Source organism: Roseicella aerolata, assembly GCF_020523605.1.
Taxonomy (GTDB): Bacteria; Pseudomonadota; Alphaproteobacteria; order Acetobacterales; family Acetobacteraceae; genus Paracraurococcus; species Paracraurococcus aerolatus.
Genome location: NZ_JAJAQI010000066.1, coordinates 1 through 19,616 on the forward strand (window position 1 = coordinate 1; position 19,616 = coordinate 19,616).

The 19,616-nt window shown below is 70.3% G+C and carries 14 protein-coding genes and 1 pseudogene; 8 read left to right on the forward strand and 7 right to left on the reverse strand.

Annotation, left to right across the window (positions count from 1 at the left end):
* Positions 1-162: 162 nt before the first annotated feature.
* The 7 genes and pseudogenes from LHA35_RS25650 to LHA35_RS25680 all read right to left on the reverse strand — a co-directional run.
* Positions 163-478, reverse strand: a pseudogene (locus LHA35_RS25650) (transposase); the annotation flags it as partial.
* A 42-nt stretch (positions 479-520) separates the two neighbouring features.
* Positions 521-1,573, reverse strand: coding sequence for a UDP-glucose 4-epimerase GalE (galE, locus tag LHA35_RS25655; protein ID WP_226613811.1), 1,053 nt, complete (start codon positions 1,571-1,573; stop codon positions 521-523).
* A 76-nt stretch (positions 1,574-1,649) separates the two neighbouring features.
* Complete coding sequence (locus LHA35_RS25660) at positions 1,650-4,313, reverse strand: AMP-binding protein (RefSeq protein WP_226613813.1); 2,664 nt, start codon at positions 4,311-4,313, stop codon at positions 1,650-1,652.
* 143 nt (positions 4,314-4,456) lie between these two features.
* Positions 4,457-5,902, reverse strand: a complete 1,446-nt coding sequence (locus tag LHA35_RS25665; protein ID WP_226613815.1) for an oligosaccharide flippase family protein — start codon at positions 5,900-5,902, stop codon at positions 4,457-4,459.
* 88 nt (positions 5,903-5,990) lie between these two features.
* Positions 5,991-7,400, reverse strand: coding sequence for a UDP-glucose dehydrogenase family protein (locus tag LHA35_RS25670; RefSeq protein ID WP_226613816.1), 1,410 nt, complete (start codon positions 7,398-7,400; stop codon positions 5,991-5,993).
* A 118-nt stretch (positions 7,401-7,518) separates the two neighbouring features.
* The gene (locus LHA35_RS25675; protein WP_226613817.1) at positions 7,519-8,958 is read right to left on the reverse strand and encodes an exopolysaccharide biosynthesis polyprenyl glycosylphosphotransferase; all 1,440 of its coding nucleotides are present in this window, start codon (positions 8,956-8,958) and stop codon (positions 7,519-7,521) included.
* A 75-nt stretch (positions 8,959-9,033) separates the two neighbouring features.
* On the reverse strand, positions 9,034-10,107 hold the full coding sequence (locus LHA35_RS25680; protein ID WP_338050989.1) for a UDP-glucuronic acid decarboxylase family protein: 1,074 nt from the start codon (positions 10,105-10,107) through the stop codon (positions 9,034-9,036).
* 585 nt (positions 10,108-10,692) lie between these two features.
* On the opposite strand from LHA35_RS25680, the gene LHA35_RS25685 reads away from it, so the two are divergent.
* From LHA35_RS25685 to LHA35_RS28825, 8 genes are all read left to right on the forward strand, one after another.
* Complete coding sequence (locus LHA35_RS25685; protein ID WP_226613818.1) at positions 10,693-12,918, forward strand: GumC family protein; 2,226 nt, start codon at positions 10,693-10,695, stop codon at positions 12,916-12,918.
* 79 nt (positions 12,919-12,997) lie between these two features.
* The gene (locus LHA35_RS25690; RefSeq protein ID WP_226613819.1) at positions 12,998-14,182 is read left to right on the forward strand and encodes a glycosyltransferase family 4 protein; all 1,185 of its coding nucleotides are present in this window, start codon (positions 12,998-13,000) and stop codon (positions 14,180-14,182) included.
* A gap of 7 nt (positions 14,183-14,189) precedes the next feature.
* On the forward strand, positions 14,190-15,185 hold the full coding sequence (locus LHA35_RS25695) for a glycosyltransferase family 2 protein (RefSeq protein WP_226613820.1): 996 nt from the start codon (positions 14,190-14,192) through the stop codon (positions 15,183-15,185).
* A gap of 64 nt (positions 15,186-15,249) precedes the next feature.
* Positions 15,250-16,200 (forward strand): glycosyltransferase family 2 protein, encoded by a 951-nt coding sequence (locus LHA35_RS25700; protein ID WP_226613821.1) that lies wholly within the window; start codon positions 15,250-15,252, stop codon positions 16,198-16,200.
* A gap of 124 nt (positions 16,201-16,324) precedes the next feature.
* Complete coding sequence (locus LHA35_RS25705; protein WP_226613822.1) at positions 16,325-17,590, forward strand: O-antigen ligase family protein; 1,266 nt, start codon at positions 16,325-16,327, stop codon at positions 17,588-17,590.
* Positions 17,591-17,829: 239 nt separating this feature from the next.
* Positions 17,830-18,651, forward strand: coding sequence for an FtsB/FtsL family cell division protein (locus LHA35_RS25710; RefSeq protein WP_226613824.1), 822 nt, complete (start codon positions 17,830-17,832; stop codon positions 18,649-18,651).
* Positions 18,648-19,241 (forward strand): hypothetical protein, encoded by a 594-nt coding sequence (locus tag LHA35_RS25715; protein ID WP_226613828.1) that lies wholly within the window; start codon positions 18,648-18,650, stop codon positions 19,239-19,241. Before LHA35_RS25710 ends, LHA35_RS25715 begins: the two co-directional genes overlap by 4 nt.
* Positions 19,238-19,408 carry a hypothetical protein gene (locus LHA35_RS28825; RefSeq protein ID WP_264185808.1) on the forward strand — a complete coding sequence of 57 codons (171 nt, stop codon included), beginning with the start codon at positions 19,238-19,240 and terminating at the stop codon, positions 19,406-19,408. Before LHA35_RS25715 ends, LHA35_RS28825 begins: the two co-directional genes overlap by 4 nt.
* Positions 19,409-19,616: the final 208 nt, after the last annotated feature.

Below are 19,616 nucleotides of genomic sequence, written 5' to 3' on the forward strand. Positions count from 1 at the left end.
GAAGGTTCGAACTCGCGGGCAAGGTCGGCCGGGTCGCGTCCGGCACGGACCAACTCGACCATCTGGCGCCGGAACTCCGGTGCGTAGGCAGGATGGGGTCTGGGCATCGCGGACACCTCACGCGAAAGCTTCGTTGATGTCCATCGAGACGGGGCAAACCCACATGGTGCGGAAATCCGGCTGAGCCAGCGCCGTCACGGCCTGGAAGTCGAGGCGCTCTTCACAGGCACGCGCGATCCGCCGCGACGAGTAGACGCCACGGCTGTAGGCATAGAGTAACAGCGCTACCATCATCGCCGGATGGTACGGCGGACAACCCTTGGGCTCCCTGTAGGCCGCGAGTATCGCCGAGAGATCGAGCTCCTCCACCACGATGTCGCGGACCAGATGCGCGGGATGCCCCTCAGGGGTGAACTCCTGTACAAGGCGGCAGCAGCCACACCTCGTCCACCTTCCAGGGTCGAAAGCTCTTCGTCATGCCGGCGAGCGAATCATCGCACGCCCTGCCTGTCGAGCCTCTTCACTCGCTATCGGGACAGGCTCCTCGGCCGGACCATTCCTGCGCGGTGCCTCGCCGGCCATCTCCGGGGCGACGCGGATGCGCCCGACGGTGCCATGCCCAAGCCGTCCCGACGATCGTCTCAAGGTCGGAGGACCTCGGCACGAAGCCGAGTTCCCGGCGCGCCAGGGTCGGGTCCGCGACCAGCGCAGCCGGGTCTCCTTCCCGACGCCGTCCGGTGACTGCGGGCAACTCCTCGCCGGTCACCCGTTCGATCATCCGCAGCACCTCGAGCACCGAGGCGCCCCGGCCCGTGCCGAGGTTGTAGGCGCCTCCCGGATGCCCCCCCAGCAGCGCATCGAGCGCGCCGGCATGCGCATCCGCCAGATCCGAGACATGGATGTAGTCGCGGATCGCCGTGCCATCTGGCGTCGGGAAGTCGGAGCCGAAGACGGCGAAGTCCCTGACATGCCCCTGCAGGGCCATCATCGCCCGCGGAATCAGGTGGGTCTCGGGATCGCGCAGCTCCCCAATCTCGCCATCCACATCGGCGCCGCAGGCGTTGAAGTAGCGGAGCGCGATGGAGCGCAGGCCGTAGGCAGGGCGGTAGTCGCGCAGGATCTGCTCGACCATCAGCTTCGACGCGCCGTAGGGGTTGATCGGGTTGGGCCGGGTGTCCTCCGAGATCGGGACCGTGTCCGGCTGGCCGTAGATGGCGCAGGTGCTGGAGAAGACCAGCCTGTTGCAGCCGGCGGCGCGCATCCCGTCCAGCACCGCGAGGGTGCCGGTGACGTTGTTGTCGAAGTACTTGCGCGGGTCCGACACCGACTCGCCGACATAGGCGCAAGCAGCGAAGTGCAGCACGGCCTCGCAGCCATGCTCCCGAATCGCCCAGCCCACCGCCGCTGCGTCGCGGATGTCACCCTCCACCACCGGCCCCCAGCGGACGAAAGCCCGGTGGCCCGTCGAGAAGTTGTCGAAGATGACCGGCTTGTAGCCCCTGGCCGCTAGGGCCTTGCAGGCATGGGCGCCGATGTAGCCGGCGCCGCCCGCGATCAGCACTGGTGCTGACATTGGTATGCTCTCCTTTCCAGCGCGGCGGCCCAGACGCCGTCCTGCTCGTGTGATCGGCGGTCCCTCACCCTGCTACCTAAGCCGCAGTCGCCACGGCGCCGGATTCTCCGTCCCAGCGCGCCATGCCGCAGGCATCGATCAGCTGCCGCCGCAGCACCGGCCGATTCTCATCGCTGAAGATAGAGTGGTGGGTCCCCGGGACGTGGTGGACGCTCACGGCCGGGCTGACCTCCGACCAACCGAGATCGGGGGACGGGTCGGATGCGTGCTCGCTCGAGCGGAGCAGCGCGACCCGTGGCCCAGTGACTGGCGACGGCGCGCCGCCGGCAATCCAGGAGCGCAGGATCGCGGAGCGCTGGATGCCCTCGAGATACTTCTGACAGAAGAACCCGGCCTCGGCCGAGGGGCGCGGGAGCTGCCCGCGCCGGGCCAGCAGGCGGAGCAGCGGCCGCAGTTCCGGCCTGGCGAGGTTCTGCGCCAGCGCAATGCCAAGCGCCTCCTGGAGCCGTCCGCCGTGCAGGCTCTTGCGCAGCGCACCGCCCCAGATCTCCGTCCGCAGCGCTGGCCCGGGGCGGACCAGCTTCAGTCCCCGACGAGTCGTGTCGATCACGCAGACGGAACTCACTTTGGTGCCACGGTCCAGCATCAACCGCACGAGGGGCACTGCGACATGCCCCCCGAAGGAATAGCCGACGATGTGGACCGGAACCGGCGCATCGAGCTGGCGCTCGACCTGCTCGAACACAGCAGCCGCGATGTCCGTCATGCTGAGGTCGCGCAGCGACATGTCGATCCAGCCCGGATAGCGAGGCACGATCGGCTGGATCCCCGGCGGCAGCTCGGTGCGCAGCCGCGCGAGCGCGGGCTCGTCGCCGGTGAGGCCCGGCAGGAAGAGGGCAACGCCCGCCGGCGCCGTCCTGACACGCCGCGCCGCAAGGCGTGCTGTGAGTGCCCCTAGCATCTCGCTCGGCCGCATCTCGGCACCGAGCGCCTCGAGCGGGAGCGCAGTGCCTTCCCCCAGGCGCCTCTCCATCTCGAGCGCAAGCTGGATGAGTTTCAACGAGTCGCCGCCGACTGCCGCGAATGGCCTGTCTGCCTCGTAGGACGCGCAGTCGAGCACACTCCCCCAGGCACCGGCAAGGGCCTGCTCGAGCCTGGTCGCTGCTGGCCCGCCGGACGGCGCGGTCTGCGGCGCGGCGCGGAGCTGCTCCAGACCGACCTCGCAGGGTTCACCATCCGGCCGCTTGGGAATCTCATCGACAACATGCAGCTCTAGGGGCAGGGGACCGGTCGCCGCGAGCCACGGCGCCAGGGCGCTGGTCAGCTCCGCGCGCCGGTGCGTGCCGCAGGCGACGAAGGCAACCAGCGAGGAGTCCCCCTGCGGATCCGCCAGCCGCACCACGGCCGCATCCCTGACATCCGCCTTGCTCCGCAGCAGGGCCTCAATCTCCCAGGGCGTGATCGGCTCGTTGCCCGGGGCCATCCAACCTGCCACGGTAAGCAGACCGTCGGTCCGGACGGAGCAGCGGAGCCCCGTGCGCAGCCAATGCTGGTCGCCGGCGAGCGGCACGCAACGACCCCCGACCCAGCGCCCAATCGGCAGCGCATCGCCCCCGAGCAGGAGCTCCCCAGACTGGTCCTCCTGCCCCGGTTCACGCGCCGGCGACAGCGCGAGGCGGCTTCCAGCCAACGGATGGCCCATCGGGACAAGTCCGGCCTCGCTCGTGCCAGCCGGCGACACGAACCACTGCGAAACCACCGTTCCGGCTAGGCTGCATGCGACCTGGACGCATGCCCCGGCCGGCAGCAGCCGCCGCAGCGGCGCGATGTCGCCATAAAACATCGGCCCCCCGGCCAGGCGGACCAGTCGCAACGACGCGAGCGCGTCGCGGCCGGAGTCGCTGCGAAGCAGCGCGCGAAGCATGGCCGGGCTCGCGCCCAGCACCGTCACACGACCGCGGCGCATCAGGTCAGCGACGCTATCAACGCCGCCCCGCATCGGATCGCGGCCGCGCAGCCGCGCCCCGGCCAGCAAGGCCGCGAGGGCGCCCGTGATGCCGTCAATGCCACCCGGGCTGTTCAGGACGAGGACGCGGTCGGTCGGGCCCAGCTCGGCGGCACGGGTGAAGGCCAGCGCCCCCCGCAGCAGGGCCTCGCTCCCGATAACCAAGGCGGGTCGATCGCCGGCTGGACCCTGGTCCCGGAGGATCAACGCAGGCTCGCGACCGAACGCTGCTCGCTCGACGGCGCTCCCGCAGGAAGTCGCGGCGGCAGGCACCCGATCCGGCGCGATCACTGGGATGGACATGTCGCGGAATGCGGCCGGGACCTGCCCGGCGGGCGCCAGGACCGCGGCGGGCGGCCCGCTGCGCAAGGTCGCCTCAAGCTGCCCGGGTTGAGCCATCGTATCGACGACGAGCGCGACACGACGGGCCGCCATAGCGCCCAGCAGCGACACCACCTGCCAAGCCGGCTCAGGACAGGCCAGGGCCACGGCGCGGCCTTCCGGCACCCGCGCTCCTATATCTTCGGCGAGCCGGGACACGAGGCCGAGGAGGTTGCCGTAGGACACGGCCACTTCCTCGTCCTCCAGCGCGATCAGCGCCGCCGCCTGCGCCCCCACGCACTCCAGCAGGGCCAGGAGCGACGGCGTCGCGCGGCGCGGGCCGGGCGGAGGGCCGGAGGCCTCGCCCATGGGCCCGCCGTTGCAGTCCAGCGATGCGGTTTCTGTCTCGATCACGAGGATGTCGTCAGTATTTCCCTCATGCCTTGTCATAATTCACACCCAATGCTTGATGACGACGTGGTCCGCGACCGATCAAGGACCAAGCCTCCGGCTAGGCGGCGGCCGCGCGGGACACCCGGGAGGAAGGCGCGACCCGGTCATTCGCCCGGCTCCTGCAGAGCCGTCGCGGGACTCGGCCCGAGCGCCGCGGGCATCTGGCGGCCCAGAGCCAACCAAGCCGCCGCGGCGAATACCGCGGAGCCCAGCGGAACCGTCAGCGCGATCTCAGCGAGCGGCTCCAGACCCGCCCAGCGCTGGACCGCGATCACGACCAGCGCCATGGCGGCGACCGCGAGCAGCCCGGGCAGCACCTGCCGGAAGAGCCAGAAGGGCGAACGGCCGAGCGCGTGCAACACGATCCGGCCGCCGACCAGCGGCAGCACAAAGGCCGAGGTCGACCAAGCCACGGCGAACCCGGACGGCGTCCGCGGCTGCACCAGCAGCAACCAGAGGAAGGGACAGGCCGTGCCGAGCAGCGACAGCATCAGGTTGACCCGCGCCCGGTCCAGCGCGACGAAGAGGCTCGGCGCGGTCCCGCTCAGGAAATAGGCGGCTGAGGCAAAGGCCGCGATGCGCGTCGCATCCGCCGTCTCGGACCATTGCTCGCCGAGCACGCCGATAATGAAACTCGGGGCCACCAGCCCCATTCCGACGGCGATCGGCAACCCTAGCAGGGCGCTTAGCTGCGCCAGCTCGCCATAGGTGCGCGCGAATTCGCCCCGGCCCGCGGCTGCGAGGGAAAGCCGCGGCATCGAGATCCGGGCCATGGCGATCCAGGCGGCGGTTAAGCCTGCCTCCACAATGCGGAACGCGAAATGCGACTGGGCGACGATAGCCTCGCTAGCGATCACTGCGACCGCCACCAGGAAGACGCGGTATTTCCCGTTGTTGACCAGCGTCGCCAGGGTCTGCGGCCCGGCGATGGAAGACAGCTCGCGCAGGGTCATAAGGTCGAGAGCGGGCCGCGGCACCCGTCCCAAGCTGGGCAGCAGCAGCACAAAGGTCACGGCCGTCAGCAGGATCTGCAGCGCGATCATCGCCCAGGCCCCGCCCGCCGCCCAAGCCACCGCCATCGCGGCGAGCAGTCCTGCCGGCTGCCCGACGAGGACGCGGAGCGCGAGCAGGCGGTAGCGCTGCGCCCGCACCGCTATGCCCGAGGCGATCCCGACGACAGCGGACAGCGGTAGGAGCAGCGCGAGAGCGGCGATCATCGGCGCCGCCGCCGGCATCTCGATGAACGCAGCGAGCGACGGCGCGAAGGCGGCGAGCCAGACCGCCATGGCGCACCCGAGCAGGAGCGCGAAGGTGAGGGCGCTGTCCACGTGCCGCGTCTGCAGCGCGGGATGGCGGATAATCGCGTCGGTGAAGATCACTGAGACGAGTAGGTCCCAGAGCAGGAAACAGGCAAGCGCGCCGACCGCGAGGCCGACCGCCTCCGGCCCGATCAGCCGCGCCACTGCCAGCATGGAGATGAGCGACAGGACCGCAGATCCAATGCCCTCTGCCAGCGCCCAAACGGGCGAGCGCGGGCCCGGCAGCCGCATGTTCCGCAGGAGGCGCGAGGCCCCCGGCCAGGAGCGCCCGGGTGTCCGCAGCGCCAGGTGGAGCGAATGCGAGATGTCTGCCTCCCCGTCAGCGCTCGGGGGATGCCATGGCCGCCGCGAGCGGCGCGGAGGCGTGCCGGACGGGGACGGGGGCTTTCGCGGCCAGCTCCTGCGGAGCGGTCAGTCTTTCCTCGGGCATTCCCATGCCGACATGCCGGATGCCGTGGCGCCGCAATTCGCGCGCGTCGAGGGCGTTGCGCAGGTCCACCACCAGCGGCGGGTCGCGCAGCAGTTGCCGCAGCCTAGCGGCGGGCAGTCTGCGGTACTCCTCCCAATCGGTGACGAGCACGGCGACATGCGCCCCGCCCAGGCATTCCTCCGCGGTCGCGGCGAACTCGACGTCCTGCAGGCAGTCGGCGGCGTGTGGCATGGCCGCCGGATCGTGTGCGCGGACGCGGCCGCCGGCCCGCTGGATGGCCTCGATCACAGCGATGGCCGGCGACTCCCGGATGTCGTCCGTGCCGGCCTTGAAGGCGAGGCCGAGCACGGCGACGCGGCGGTCGCGTAAGGCGCCGCCGCAAGCTTCCAGGACCTTGCGAGCCATGGCGGGCCGGCGGGCCTCGTTGAAGGCGATCACCGCCTCCACCAGCCGCAGCGACATCCCGTGGTCGTGCGCGGTGCGCGCGAGCGCGAGCGTGTCCTTCGGGAAGCAGGAGCCGCCGTAGCCGGGGCCGGGCTCCAGGAAGCGCGGGCCGATGCGCTCGTCCATGCCGATACCGCGCGACACGTCGAGCACGTTCGCGCCGACTCGCTCGCAGAGGTCTGAGATCTCGTTAATAAAGGAGATCTTGACCGCGAGGAAGGCGTTGGCGGCGTACTTCAGCAGCTCGGCGTTGCGCCGGCCTGTCTCGAAGAGCCTCGCGCCTCGGTGCAGGAGGGGCGCGTAGAGCGCGCGCATCACTTGGTGGCCATGCGCGTCGTCGCTGCCCACCACAACGCGGTCCGGCCGCAGGAAGTCGCCGATGGCGCTTCCCTCGCGCAGGAACTCCGGATTCGAGACGACAGGGACGTCGAGGCCGGGGCGCAGCTCGCGCAGGACGGCCTCGATCCCGTCGCCAGTGCCGATCGGCACGGTGGACTTCGTCACCAGTACTGCCGGGCCGTCGAGGGTGGCCGCCACCGACCGCGCCGCGGCCCAGACGGAGGAGAGGTCCGCATGCCCATCTCCCCGGCGTGGCGGCGTGCCGACCGCGATGAAGACGACGTCGACGCCGCGAAGGGCGGCTTCAAGATCGGTTGCGAAGGCCAAGCGACGCTCCGCCACGTTGCGGCCGACCAGCGACTCGAGCCCAGGCTCGTAGATCGGTATCTTGCCGCGCCGGAGCCGCTCGATGCGGCCGGCATCGCGGTCGACGCAGACCACGCTGTGGCCCAGCTCCGCGAGGCAGGCGCCAGAGACGAGCCCGACATAGCCGGAGCCGATCATCGCAACGCGCATCTGAGCCCTCTCCCGCCTGTTGTCCCAATTTGTCAGCATGGTCCTGCAGCCTTCCGTCCCCATCCGTCCGCACCGGCTGATCGAGCCGCTGGCGGGCCGGGATCCCAACAAAGCCGAGCTAGTCCGCGCGCAGAGAGAGAAAGCCGCCGAGGGCCGTCCTCACGAGGATCCGCAGGTCGAGCGCGAGCGACCAATTCTCGATGTACCAGAGGTCGAGCTCCACCCGGCGGCGCGCCTTCTCGAGCGTGTCCACCTCGCCGCGCGACCCGTTCAGCTGCGCCCACCCGGTGAGCCCCGGGCGGACCGCGTGACGAGCGCGGTAGCGCTCCACAGCTTCAAAAAAGTAGTCGTCGCCCACGCGCATGTGCAGCGGGTGCGGGCGCGGCCCGACGAGGGACATCTCGCCGCGCAGCACGTTGATGAGTTGCGGCAGCTCGTCGATGCTCGCGCGGCGCAGGATGCGGCCGAGGCGAGTGACGCGCGGGTCGCGCCGCGTCGTCCGGGTCGCCCCCGTCGGATCGCCGTCTGCGGGCCGCATGGTGCGCAGCTTGAGCATGAGGAAAGGGCGGCTGCCCGCGCCGAACCGCCACTGCCTGAACAGCACCGGCCCTGGGGATTCGATAGCGATGGCGACCGCCGCCAGGGCGAGGACCGCCGCCACGAGGACCAGCGCCACGAGGCTCACCACGATGTCGAGCCCGCGCTTCGCCATCCCCGGCCAGCCCGACTGGCACGGCGCGACGAGTTCGACGACCGGGATCCCGGCGATCACCCCCTCGCCCTGCGGGCGCACGCAGCGCGGCGGCAGGTCGAAGGCGACGCACATGCGAACCCGCTGGTCGGCCAGGTAATCGAGTAGGTCCTGGAGCCGTGCCGGGTCCCTTGCGGTATCCACCGAGACTAGGACGACGTCGACCCGTCGTGCCGCCGTAGGATCCGTGGCCTGCGCCAGGGCGGTCCGGTCCCGATCGTCGACGGCGGCGGCGAGGCGCCATGCATGGCCCGGGCCGGCCGACAGTCGGCGCCTGGTCCGTTCGATCCAGTCGCGCGGTCCGACGAGCAGCACGCCCCGCCCGAGGTCCAGGCGCTGAGCTAGCCGGGCGGCCGCGAGCTGTGTGGCAGCGGCGGCACCGGCCGCCAGCCCCCCCCACGCGAGGGACCAGACGAGGATGGGGAGCCGCTGGCTTCCGTCGCCGGGCAGCGCCACCAAGAGCCACGCGCCGACCAGCACGACCGCGGCCAGGGTTGCGGCGGCGGCCCGTCCGGCGCGACCGTTCCGCTCCAGGGGATCAACCCCCGCTTCGTGCTGCAGCAGCACGGCGACGAGGGCGCCGATACCGACTAGGCCGAGCGCCGCCACAGGGGCGATCTGGGACGGTTGCACAAGCGCCGCCATGGTCGCGGCCCCGACGGCGCCCACCTGGAGCGCCTGCGCTAGGCCCAGGGCGAGGCGGAAGCCTGTGTTGCTCCACCGTGTGGCCTCGTTGCGGCTCGGCGTCGGGGACTGCAGGAGTTGCCGCAGGGCGGCGTCCATCCTAGTCGCGGCCTGTTCGCTCATGGCAGCCCCCTACCCGCTCACTCGTATGCTGAGGCGCGGGCGGCTTCCCTGTGCCGCGCCGCCATGAGCCGCGCGTTAGGCATCGCGGTTGGCCGTGACGGTGCGCAGCGTCTCGGTGCCGTTGGCGACGGCGTGACGCGCGGTCGTCAGCGGCTCGGCCTCCCGCTCGATCGAATGGATTAGAGTGGCCCGCGGGGCGGGCGCGCCGAGCACTGTCCGGAAGTAGGCTATGGTCGCCCGCAGCCCTTCTTCGAGAGGGGTGCGGGGCTCCCAACCGCCCAGCAGCCCGCGGGCCCTGTCGATCTGGGGGCGGCGCTGACGTGGGTCGTCGGACGGCAGCGGCTTGCGGACGATCGGCGAACGCGAGCCGGTCAGGCGCAGCACCGTCTCGGCCAGTTCGAGCACGGTGAACTCCGTCGGGTTCCCGAGATTTACCGGACCATCGCCCACCTCCGGGCTGTCCATCAGCCGGATCAGGCCCTCGACGAGGTCGTCGACGTAGCAGAAGGAGCGCGTCTGCGACCCGTCGCCGTAAACGGTGATCGGCTCGCCGCGCAGCGCCTGGACGATGAAGTTCGACACCACCCGGCCGTCGGCGGGGTGCATGCAGGGGCCGTAGGTATTGAAGATGCGCGCGACGCGGATGTCGACGCCCTCGCGCCGCTTATAGTCGAAGAAGAGGGTTTCGGCGCAGCGCTTGCCCTCATCGTAGCAGGAGCGCAGCCCGATCGGGTTCACGTTGCCCCAGTAGGTTTCGGCCTGTGGGTGCTCGACCGGGTCGCCGTACACCTCGCTGGTCGAGGCTTGCAGAATCCGTGCGTTCGCGCGTTTCGCAAGCCCGAGCATGTTGATCGCGCCCATCACGCTGGTCTTGAGCGTGTGGACCGGATCGTACTGATAATGGAGCGGCGATGCCGGGCAGGCCAGATTGAAGATACGATCGACCTCGACGTACAGCGGATTGACGACGTCGTGCCTCATGACATCGAAGCCTGGATGGCCCAGAAACGATGCTATGTTTGATCTACGCCCGGTGAAATAGTTGTCTACACATAGAACTTCATATCCCTGCTTAAGGAGTCTCTTACAGATATGAGATCCGATGAATCCCGCTCCACCCGTTACAAGAATTCTCTGCTCGGCCTGCATTGAAGTGTCTCCTGTCCGAGAGGGGGAAAATTTCGACAAAGACCATGAAAAACCACCCGCTCTCAAATTCTGGACATTTAAGGTAGATAAGGCCAGTTAAGGGAGGTGCATAAAGCGTTTTTCAACATGCAACATGCACAAACTCCTCCTCGGTGTTCTCAAATATGATGACCGAAGTCAGAATGATGACGTGACGCAAATTGGCAAAGTCAAGAAAATGCGAGCACAAAACCGTTGTTTTCATGTGCTATGGACATTATGGTTTAAATGCAGTTACCTTATTCTATTTGCTGGATGTTTTTCCTTGAAATGTGCTCAAGAAATGAGGTGAATGCAAGGAAGAAGGATTTTTCGAATGCTCTCCTTCAACCGGCAATGCTGAACGAAATTGCGCTCCATCCAGTGCGGCCACGTGTATCGTATGGGGCAGGAGCCCTCCGCAATGAATCGGGGCATGGCGCTGCGCCGGGGCGCAGCCTCGAGGTGGGGCGCACCTCTATCGCTTGCCACGCTTAACGGGCGATCAGTGGGAGACGAGCTGTGGATACCGCACAAAACCCAACGGCGGTCGGCCGCTCGCCAAGCTTGTCCCTCGCCACCCTCTTCCAGTCGGCGTGGCGACGACGGTGGCTGATCGCGTGCATCACCATCCTCCTCACGGCGGCCGACATCTCGGCAGCCCTCCTGCTGCCTCGATCGTATCGGGCCGAGGTCCTCATGCAGGTGGACCGACGCGCCGCGCGCACGGTGGACGGCAACGTTCCCGCGCTTGAGCAGGAACTGGACGGCGGCGCGCTAGCGGGCCAGGTCGACATCGTCCGTTCGCCAGCGATTGCGCTGCGCGTGATCCAGGAACTGGACCTACTCGAGCAGGCGGACTTCGAGCCGCTGAGGGCGCAGCGGGAGCCCGCGGGGAGCGTCAGCGGGCCGCGCGCCTGGATTCAGGCGGCGAAGGACGCGGTGGCGACCTACCTGCCGCCCCACCTCGCCGACCGCCTTCGTGGCACCGATCTGCAAGAGGAGCACCTCGTCGCGGCGCGCGAGGAGGCGGCGCTCATCCGCGCCTTCCAGAAGCGTCTCTATGTCAGCTACGACCTGCGCGGCGGCGGCCTCCGCATCGCCTATGTCAGCCGCGATCCCGCGCTCGCCGCCGCGGTCGCCAACGCGGTCGCGTCCGCCTATGTGGACGATCAGCTGCGGCGGAAGCTGGACCTGCTGCGCGGGACGAGCGCCTGGCTCGACGAGCGGCTGGAGACCCTGCGCGTCAAGGCGGTGGAGGCCGAGGGCCGCCTGGCCGAGTTCCGCCAGGTCCACGGCCTCGGCACCGCCCAGGCGCCGGCCTTCGCGCAGCAGCAGTTGGCCGAACTGCACTCCCAGCTGACCGGGGCGATGGGGCAGCAGGCGCAGGCGGAGGCGCGGCTGCGCGCCGCCGAGGAGGCCGCGGCGGGACGACGCAGCGGCTCGCTGACCGAGATCGTCACCTCCCGCACGATCACCGCGCTGCGCGAGCAGGAGGCGCACCTGAACCGCCGCATCGCGGAGCTCGTCAGCGGCGGCAACCTGCGCACCGCGATGGACGCTCGCGCGGAGCTGGCCGACCTGCTCAGGCGGATTGCGGAGGAGCAGGAGCGGATCCTGGGCGCGATCCGCAGCGATGCCATCGCTGCGCGCACCCGGCGCGCCTCGCTGGAGGCCACCATCGCGCAGGTCACCGCCGAGGCTCAGCGCCGCGACGGCTACTCCATCCAGGCGGCGGTGCTTGAGCGCGAGGCGGCCGCGAACCGCGCGGTCTTCGACGCCGCGGTCCGCCGGACGGAGGAGGCGCGGCTCCTGGATGGCCTCCAGCGTCCGGATCTCGCGGTCATCTCGCCCGCGCGCATGCCAGGAAACCAGTCCTCGCCGAACATGTTGCTGATTGCGCTCTTCGGCTTCGCGACCTCCCTGCTGACCGGTTTTTCGATCGCCCTGTTCCTCGAATACCGGAACGTCACCGTCCGCTCGGTCAGCCAGGGCGAGTCGGCGCTCGGGCTTGCCGGCCTCGGCTGGCTGCCTGCGATGAGGACGCGTCGCCGCAGCAGGGTTCACGACCTCGTCGTCAGGGCGCCGGCCGACCTCTACAGCGAGTGCGTGCGCTCGGTCGCGGTCTCGCTGCGCGGCCTCGGGCCCTCGGGCCGCCAGCTGCTCCTCGTCACCTCAGCCTCGCCGCTGGAGGGCAAAACGAGCTTCGCGCTCAGCTACGGCCGCATGCTCGCCGCGGCGCGGCACGAATGCCTGCTGATCGACGCCGACCTGCGGCGTCCGGCCGTGCAGGAGAGGCTCGGCGGCGGCGACGCGCTTGGCCTGACCGACGTCCTCGCCGGCAAGGCCTCCCTCGCGGAGGCGATCGCTATCGACGAGGCCAGCGGCCTTATTTACATGGGCGCCGGGCAGACGGCGGTGGACCCGCTCTGGAGCCTGGAGAGTCCGGCCTTCGAGGAACTCCTCGCCAAGGTGCGGGAGCGCTTCCGCGTCGTCATCCTCGATGCGCCGCCCGTGCTGCCGGTTTCGGACGGCGTGCTGCTGGCGCGGCGGGTCGATGCCGTGGTGCTGATTGTCGCCTGGAATCGCACGCCGGTGCGCGCCGTGCTCCGGGCAATTGCGCGGCTTAGCCGGGCCGGAGCCCGCGAGATTGGCTTTGTGCTCTCCGGCGTGGACGTCTCGCAGGTGCCGCGCACCGAGGGCGAGCGCCAGGCGGCGGTCTACTACGGCCGGGCCGCGGGCACGGCGCAGCGCGCGCCGGCGCTGCGCCTGGTCCGGTCGAACGAGCAATGAGCGCCCGTCGGGGGCGCGAGCCCCGGACGGCGCCGGGACCAGCACCCACTGCGGTCCCGCGGGAAGGAGGAGGACGCCCATGCGCATAGCGGTGCTCGGATCGCGCCACCTGCTGTCGAACTACAGCGGGATCGAGCGGATCCTGCAGTCCTACCTACCGCACCTCGCCGAGCGCGGGCACATAGTGACCGTCTACGGCGGACCGGCGCCCGAGGGTGCGGGCCCCGAGGCGGCCAGCTGGCGCGGCATCCGGTGCGTGGAGGTCCGCGGCCTCGAAGGCAAGCACACGGAGACGCTGTCGCGCAGCCTGCTCTCGGTCGTGCAGGCGATCCGTGAGCGAAGCGACCTGCTGCTGTTCACCCATCAGGGACCCGGGATCTTCTCCCCCATCGGGCGCCTCGCCCGCGTCCCCACCGTCGTCTGGGTGCAGGGGCTCGACTGGCGCAGGGCGAAGTGGGGCCGGGCCGCCAGCCGCGCGATCCGCTTGGCCGAGCAGGTGGCGGTGCGCTCGGCGAGCGAGATCATCGTGTCGTCGCGCGGCATACAACACTACTTCAGCGCGACCTACGGGCGCGAGACGGCCTACATCCCGAACGGGATCGAACCCCAGGGGCCGCCCGGCGAGGCCGACCGCCTCGCGCCGTTCGGACTGAATCCACGCAGCTACGCCCTGTTCGCCGCGCGGCTCGTGCCCGAGAAGGCCTGCCACGAGCTGATCGCTGCCTGGAACGAGCTGCAGACGGACAAGGTCCTAGTTGTCGCCGGGCGTGGGCGTGACGGGGACCCCTACACGGAGGCGCTGCAACGCTCGGCGAAGCCGGGGCGCGTGGTCTTCACCGGGCACGTCTCTGGCGAGACGCTGCGTCAGCTCTTCGCACATGCCTACCTCTTCGTGCACCCCTCGCACCTCGAGGGCCAGTCGCTCGCCCTGCTCGAGGCGCTGGGACATTGCCGGGCCGTCCTCGTCAGCAACATCCCGGAGAACCTGGAGGCGATTGAGCCGGGCGGCTTCACCTTCCCGGTCGGCCAGGTGGACGCGCTGCGGGATCGGCTGGAGATGCTGCTTTCCTCCCCCGCGCTGGTGGAGGGCATGGAGGCCGATGTCGCCCGCGCCCTCGGCGCCTGGCCGGACTGGCGGCAGGTGGCCCTCATGCACGAGGAGCTCTACTGCCGGGCGGCGCTGCGGCGGCAGGGCTCGCTCAGGGCGGCGGCCGAGCCCGGTCTGCAGCCGCGCGGCGAACCGGGCACCTCGCAGGCGGAGTGACGGGCCCATGGCACCCGACATCAGCATCGTCATCCCGGCCTACAACGTGGCCGGCTACATCGTGCCGACACTCCGCTCCGCACTCGCCCAGCGCGACGTCGCCACGGAAATCATCGTGGTCGATGACGGCTCGAACGATGCGACGCCGCGGATCCTCGAAGGCTTCCGTGCCGAGCCGCGCCTGCGCGTGATCCGGCAGCTGAACCAGGGCCTGCCGGCCGCGCGCAACACGGGGCTCGCCGCGGCGGTGGGGCGCCATGTCGGCTTCCTCGACGGCGACGACTTGTGGGACCCAGTGAAGGCCCGCAGGCACGTGGACCTGCTGGATCGTCGGCCCGAGATCGACCTGACCTACAGCTGGTGGCGCATCATAGACGATGCCGGCGAGGTCACCGGCCGCCACAACACGGAGCCGCCCGAGCGGCTGCTGGGCGGCCTTTCCTTCGAGGGGCTCGCCATCGAGAACTTCGCCGGCAACGGCAGCACGGTGGTGTGCCGGCGGGAGGCCCTGCTGCGCGCCGGCGGCTTCGACCCCGCGCTCCGCGCCTGTGAGGACCTGGACGCCTGGCTGCGCGTGGCCCTGCTGCGCGAGGGCAACATCGCCCTGGTGGAGGAGATCCTCACCTCCTACCGCATGCGCGGGGGGCAGATGACACGGGACTGGCAGCGGATGCTGCAGGGCTGGGAGGCGGCGATCGGCAAGGCACGGCTGCGCGCCCCGGACCGGATCGCTGCGGTCGAACGCATGGCGATGGCCCGGCGGAACCGCTTCCTCGCCTACATCGCTTACGAGGCGGGCGATCACGCAGCGGCGCGCGGCTTCATCCTGGGCGCCTGGCGCGCCTCTCCGCGCGCGCTCCTCGGCGACCGCCGCTGCTGGCTCGTCAGCAGCGCCGTCGCGGTCGCCTCGGTCCTGCCACGGGGCCTGCACGAGGGGCTCGCAGCCACGGTGAAGCGCCACCGCGCCGAGCGCGCCCGCCTGCGTGCCACTAGCGCTGCCTGACCCGCCGAGACGACAGGCCGATCCCGAGCCGCCCGGCCCGACAGCCCATGGGACCCCGCCCGCCATGACCCCGGTGCTCTCCATCGTCATCCCAGCCTACAACATCGCCCCCTATATCGGTATGGCGGTCCGCTCGGCGCTCGACCAGACGCTGCGCGAGGTCGAGGTGATCGTGGTGGACGACGGCTCCACGGACGAGACAGCCGCGGAGGTCGAGCGGATCCGCGACCCGCGCCTGCGCCTCCTGCGCAAGGCGAACGGCGGTCTGTCCTCGGCCCGCAACGCCGGGATCGTCGCGGCGCGGGGGCGCCATGTCGGGCTGCTCGACGGCGACGACGTCTGGACGCCCACGAAGGCGGAGCGGCAGGTGGCGGTGCTCGAGGGGGATCCCTCGGTCTGCCTGACCTACAGCTACTCCGCCTACCTGAACGAGGACGGGACGCCGACCGGCGCCTACCTGATGTCGCGCCACGCCGCCCCGACCTGGCGGCAGATGATCGTCCGCAACCACCTCGGCAACGGCAGCACCGCGATCGGTCGGCGCGACGACTTCCTGGCCGCCGGCCTGTTCGACGAGCGCTTCCGCACCGCCTTCGAGGAGTACGAGCTCTGGCCCCGGATGATGCGCCTGACCGGCCGCGGGATCCGCCTCGTACCGGAGGCGCTGACGGGCTACCGTATCCGCGCGACGAGCGGCAGCATGCGCTTCGACAGCTTCGCCCGGCAGGCGGAACTCGCCCGGAGGCTACTGGCAGAGAAGATGCCGGACGTTCCCACCTCGCTGCTCGACCTGGGCCTGGCAGGGTCCTACCGTATCGCCGCGCGCAAGGCGGCCTCGCTGGGGCAATCGCGCGACGCGCTGGGCTTCCTAGCGAAGGCCGTGCGGCTCTCGCCGGGGATCCTGGTCCGCGACCCGCGCTTCTTCGGCACGCTGGCCCTGGCGCTAACCAGGGGGCGCGGGCAAGGGGGCTTTTACCGTATCATGCGCGCGGGCATGGGCGCCTTCCAGCGATGAATGGCGGCGCCCCAACGGTCCGCCACCGATGAGCGGCCGACAGCCGGCCGGCCGCGAAGAATCGGCAGGCCGCGTCGCGGAGCAATGTGTCTTCTGGTACGCCGCTCTGACGCCAGTGTGGTGGATGACGGGCACCCTGATGGCGCTCGGCGTCGCGGGGGTGCTGTTCCTGGCGCTCCGCCGCCTGCCTCGGGATCCCGGGATCGCGCTGGTGGCCCTGCTATGGGTCGCGGCGAGCGCCGCGCAGGCCGCGGCGACCACCAGCAACTTCTTCATGACCCAGGGCGCGCCGGTGAGCCTGCCGAGGGTCCTGCTCTCACCGATGACGACCGGCTGGATGCTGATTGGTCTCTGCATCGCGGTCGGCGGCCAAGCCGCGATCGCATCAGCGGTCGTCGTTCGGGCGATCTGCATCCAGGCCGGCTGGATCCTGGTCTTCTCGGGGTTGAGCGTCGTCCTGTTCGCCGTGCTCGGGCTGGAGCGCCTGGAGGTGCCGAGCCCGCTGGCGCTGCTGCTGCCCTCCAGCCTGCCCATCGTCTACCAGCAGTTGACCATGAAGTTCTTCCAGATGGACAGCTTCATGGGCGGGCGCGTGCTGCGGCTGACGCTGTTCTTCCCCTGGGCCACGACGCTCTCCCTGGCGAGCGCCGCGGCGCTGCTGATCGCGCTGCGGGAGAGGGACGTCTTCTGGCGCCGGACGGCCCTGGCCGGTGGGCTACTGGGCACCGTCCTGAGTCAGGGCCGCTCCGCGATGGTCTGCGTCGCCGCCGCGCTGCTGCTCTTCGCCCTGCTGCGGCTCTCGCCACGCGCGCGCTTCGGCCTGGTGGTGGTGGTGGCACTCGCGCTGAACCTCGCCGTGGTGCTCGGCTTCGACCCCGTCGCTGTCGCCGAGGACTTTTACAGGGCCTTCACCGAGGCGCGCTCGGGCTCATCGGCGGCGCGCTACATCGTCTACGAGCTGACCTGGCGACGCGTCCTGGATGCGCCCTGGCTCGGCCATGGCTGGTTCAGCGGACCCGCGGCGCGCTGGCTGCCGACCATGCCGTTGGGCTCGCATTCCACCTTCTACGGTGTGCTCTATATCGGCGGGATCCTCACCTTCGCGGTGTTGTGCCTCGCCTTCGCCACGACGGTCCTGTCCGTGGCGATGCGGCTGCAGGACCGGCGCGAGGACGCGATCGTGGCGCTTCCCGTGCTGCTGGTCATCGGCGTGGTGGCGAACGGCGAGACCTTCCAGAACATGGTCCCGTCGCTGCTACTGCTCTTCGTCTGGCTGGGCAGCGCGCTGCGGCCGGCGGCGACCGCCCCCGGCGCCACCTTCGCGCAGCCGGCGGGAGGAAAGGGCGGGGCGCCCCTGACAAGCGGGGCCGCCGCGCGGCCGGCCGGCTGACCGCGGCCGTCCGCCTCAGCTTGAGTTTGCACGTGCCGTGACGCTGGCGTCATGAGGCGTGGATCCAGAAGAAGCCCTCGCCGGCGATGGCTTGAGGGCTTCCTCAGCCCGACTTTGGCCAATTCGAGGAAAAACCGAGCAAATTCAAAAGGGGTGATCCAAATGGGCCGGCGCGTAACCGGGGCAGATTCCTGGGCGCGGTGGTTGCGCCGGCGGGGGCGACGTGATTCACCCTGCTCATGTCGCCGCCCGACAGCGCACCGCTGGAGACCTTGTCGCTCACCGAGTTGTGGGAGCTTGTCGGCACGCTGGTGGCGAAGGTTGCCGATCTCGTGGCCGCCAATGCGGCGCTGCAGGCGGAGAACCAGGCGCTGCGGGACGAGGTGGCGCGGCTGAAGGGTCTGCCGCCGCGGCCGCCCTCGCGGCCGTCCGGGATGGAGCAGGCGACCGGCGGCGCCGGGCCGGACGAGAGCGGCAACAAGCGGTCACGGCGCCGGCGCGGTGCCAAGCGCGACCGCGAGGCAGTGACCACCGAGGTGGTGGTGCCGGCCGCGCCGCCGCCTGGCTCGCGGTTCAAGAGCTATCAGGACATCCTGGTGCGCGAGCTGACCCTGACACCCGCGGTGGTGCGCTATCGGCGGGAGCGCTGGGCGACGCCGTCCGGCGAGACGGTGCTGGCGGCCTTGCCGGCCGGCATCGTCGGCGGCTTCGGGCCGGGGCTGCGGCGCTTCCTGCTGGTGGCGCATGCCCAGGGCCAGGTGACGACGGAGCGGCTGGCCTCCCTGCTGGCCGGGATCGGCATCGAGATCTCCAAGCGCCAGGTGGTGCGGCTGCTGACCTCGCGGCTCGACGACCTGATCACCGAGGACCGGGAGGTCCTGCGGGCCGGCCTGGCGACCGCGCGCTGGGTGACGGTGGACGACACCGCGGCCCGGCATGCCCGGCAGGACGCCTTCACGACGCAGATCGGCGATGGGCGCTTCACCGCCTTCCGCAGCGGTACCTCGAAGTCACGCGAGGCCTTCCTGTCGGTGCTCCGCGCCGGTCACGGCGCATCGTGATCAACGAGGCGGCGCTGGAGTACATGCGCAACCGCGCCCTGGCTGGGCCGGTAATCGAGCAGTTGGCAGCGCACCCGGCAAAGGTCTTTGCCGACGCGGTCGCCTGGACGGCGCACCTGGCGGCGCTCGGCATCGACCGGCTGGCGGTCACCCCCGAGCCGGTGCGGATCGCCACCGAGGGAGCGCTATGGGGCACGATCCAGGCGCATGGCCTGCTGCCGGGGACGGTGATCGTCTCCGACGATGCCGGCCAGTTCCGCCTCGGCGATCACGCGCTCTGCTGGGTCCATGCGGAGCGACTGGTCCACAAACTGGTGCCGGCGAATGACGCGCAGCGTCGGGCCGTCGAGCTGACGCGGACCCTGATCTGGTGGCTGTATGCCGACCTCAAGGCCTGGCAGCGCGATCCCTGTCCCCGGCGGGCCGCGGCGCTCAGGGCCAGGTTCGACCGGATCTTCACCCGCCGCACCGGCGCAAGGCCGAACTGCTGCGCGTGCCGCAGCGGCCGGAGATCCCGCTCCACACCAATGGCTCCGAGAACGACATCCGCGCCTGCGTCACCAAGCGCAAGATCTCCTGCGGCACCATGAGCGAGGATGGCCGGACCGCCCGTAACGTGCTGCTCGGCCTGATGAAGACCTGCCGCAAGCTCGGCCTCTCGTTCTACCGCTACCTCGGCAACCGCCTGCGCGTCCCGGGCGCCATGCCCGTCCCGCCACTACCGGATCTCGTCCGTCAGGCCGCCGCCTCCGCCTGATCAGCCAGCCGTGCCCGGGAATCTGCCCCGGTTACCGGCGCCGCCCTAAGCCTTTGACCTGACCGTATTTTTATTTTGTGCTGGTCTAATCTTACTGTGTCAAAGCTTTCCGGTCTTCCTATATGTGGGGGATGGTAGAGAGGCAGACAAGGCGGCCGAGGACGGGCGAGGCGCGGTTCGCGGCCTATCTGGGGGCGATCACGGCGGG

Coding starts and splice junctions, on each gene's coding strand:
- galE (WP_226613811.1), bottom strand. CDS start 1,573: ATGTCAGCACCAGTGCTGATCGCGGGCGGCGCCGGCTACATCGGCGCC.
- LHA35_RS25665 (WP_226613815.1), bottom strand. CDS start 5,902: ATGCGGCTGCCGGGCCCGCGCTCGCCCGTTTGGGCGCTGGCAGAGGGC.
- LHA35_RS25670 (WP_226613816.1), bottom strand. CDS start 7,400: ATGCGCGTTGCGATGATCGGCTCCGGCTATGTCGGGCTCGTCTCTGGC.
- LHA35_RS25675 (WP_226613817.1), bottom strand. CDS start 8,958: ATGAGCGAACAGGCCGCGACTAGGATGGACGCCGCCCTGCGGCAACTC.
- LHA35_RS25680 (WP_338050989.1), bottom strand. CDS start 10,107: ATGCAGGCCGAGCAGAGAATTCTTGTAACGGGTGGAGCGGGATTCATC.
- LHA35_RS25690 (WP_226613819.1), top strand. CDS start 12,998: ATGCGCATAGCGGTGCTCGGATCGCGCCACCTGCTGTCGAACTACAGC.
- LHA35_RS25695 (WP_226613820.1), top strand. CDS start 14,190: ATGGCACCCGACATCAGCATCGTCATCCCGGCCTACAACGTGGCCGGC.
- LHA35_RS25700 (WP_226613821.1), top strand. CDS start 15,250: ATGACCCCGGTGCTCTCCATCGTCATCCCAGCCTACAACATCGCCCCC.
- LHA35_RS25705 (WP_226613822.1), top strand. CDS start 16,325: ATGACGGGCACCCTGATGGCGCTCGGCGTCGCGGGGGTGCTGTTCCTG.
- LHA35_RS25710 (WP_226613824.1), top strand. CDS start 17,830: ATGTCGCCGCCCGACAGCGCACCGCTGGAGACCTTGTCGCTCACCGAG.
- LHA35_RS28825 (WP_264185808.1), top strand. CDS start 19,238: ATGAGCGAGGATGGCCGGACCGCCCGTAACGTGCTGCTCGGCCTGATG.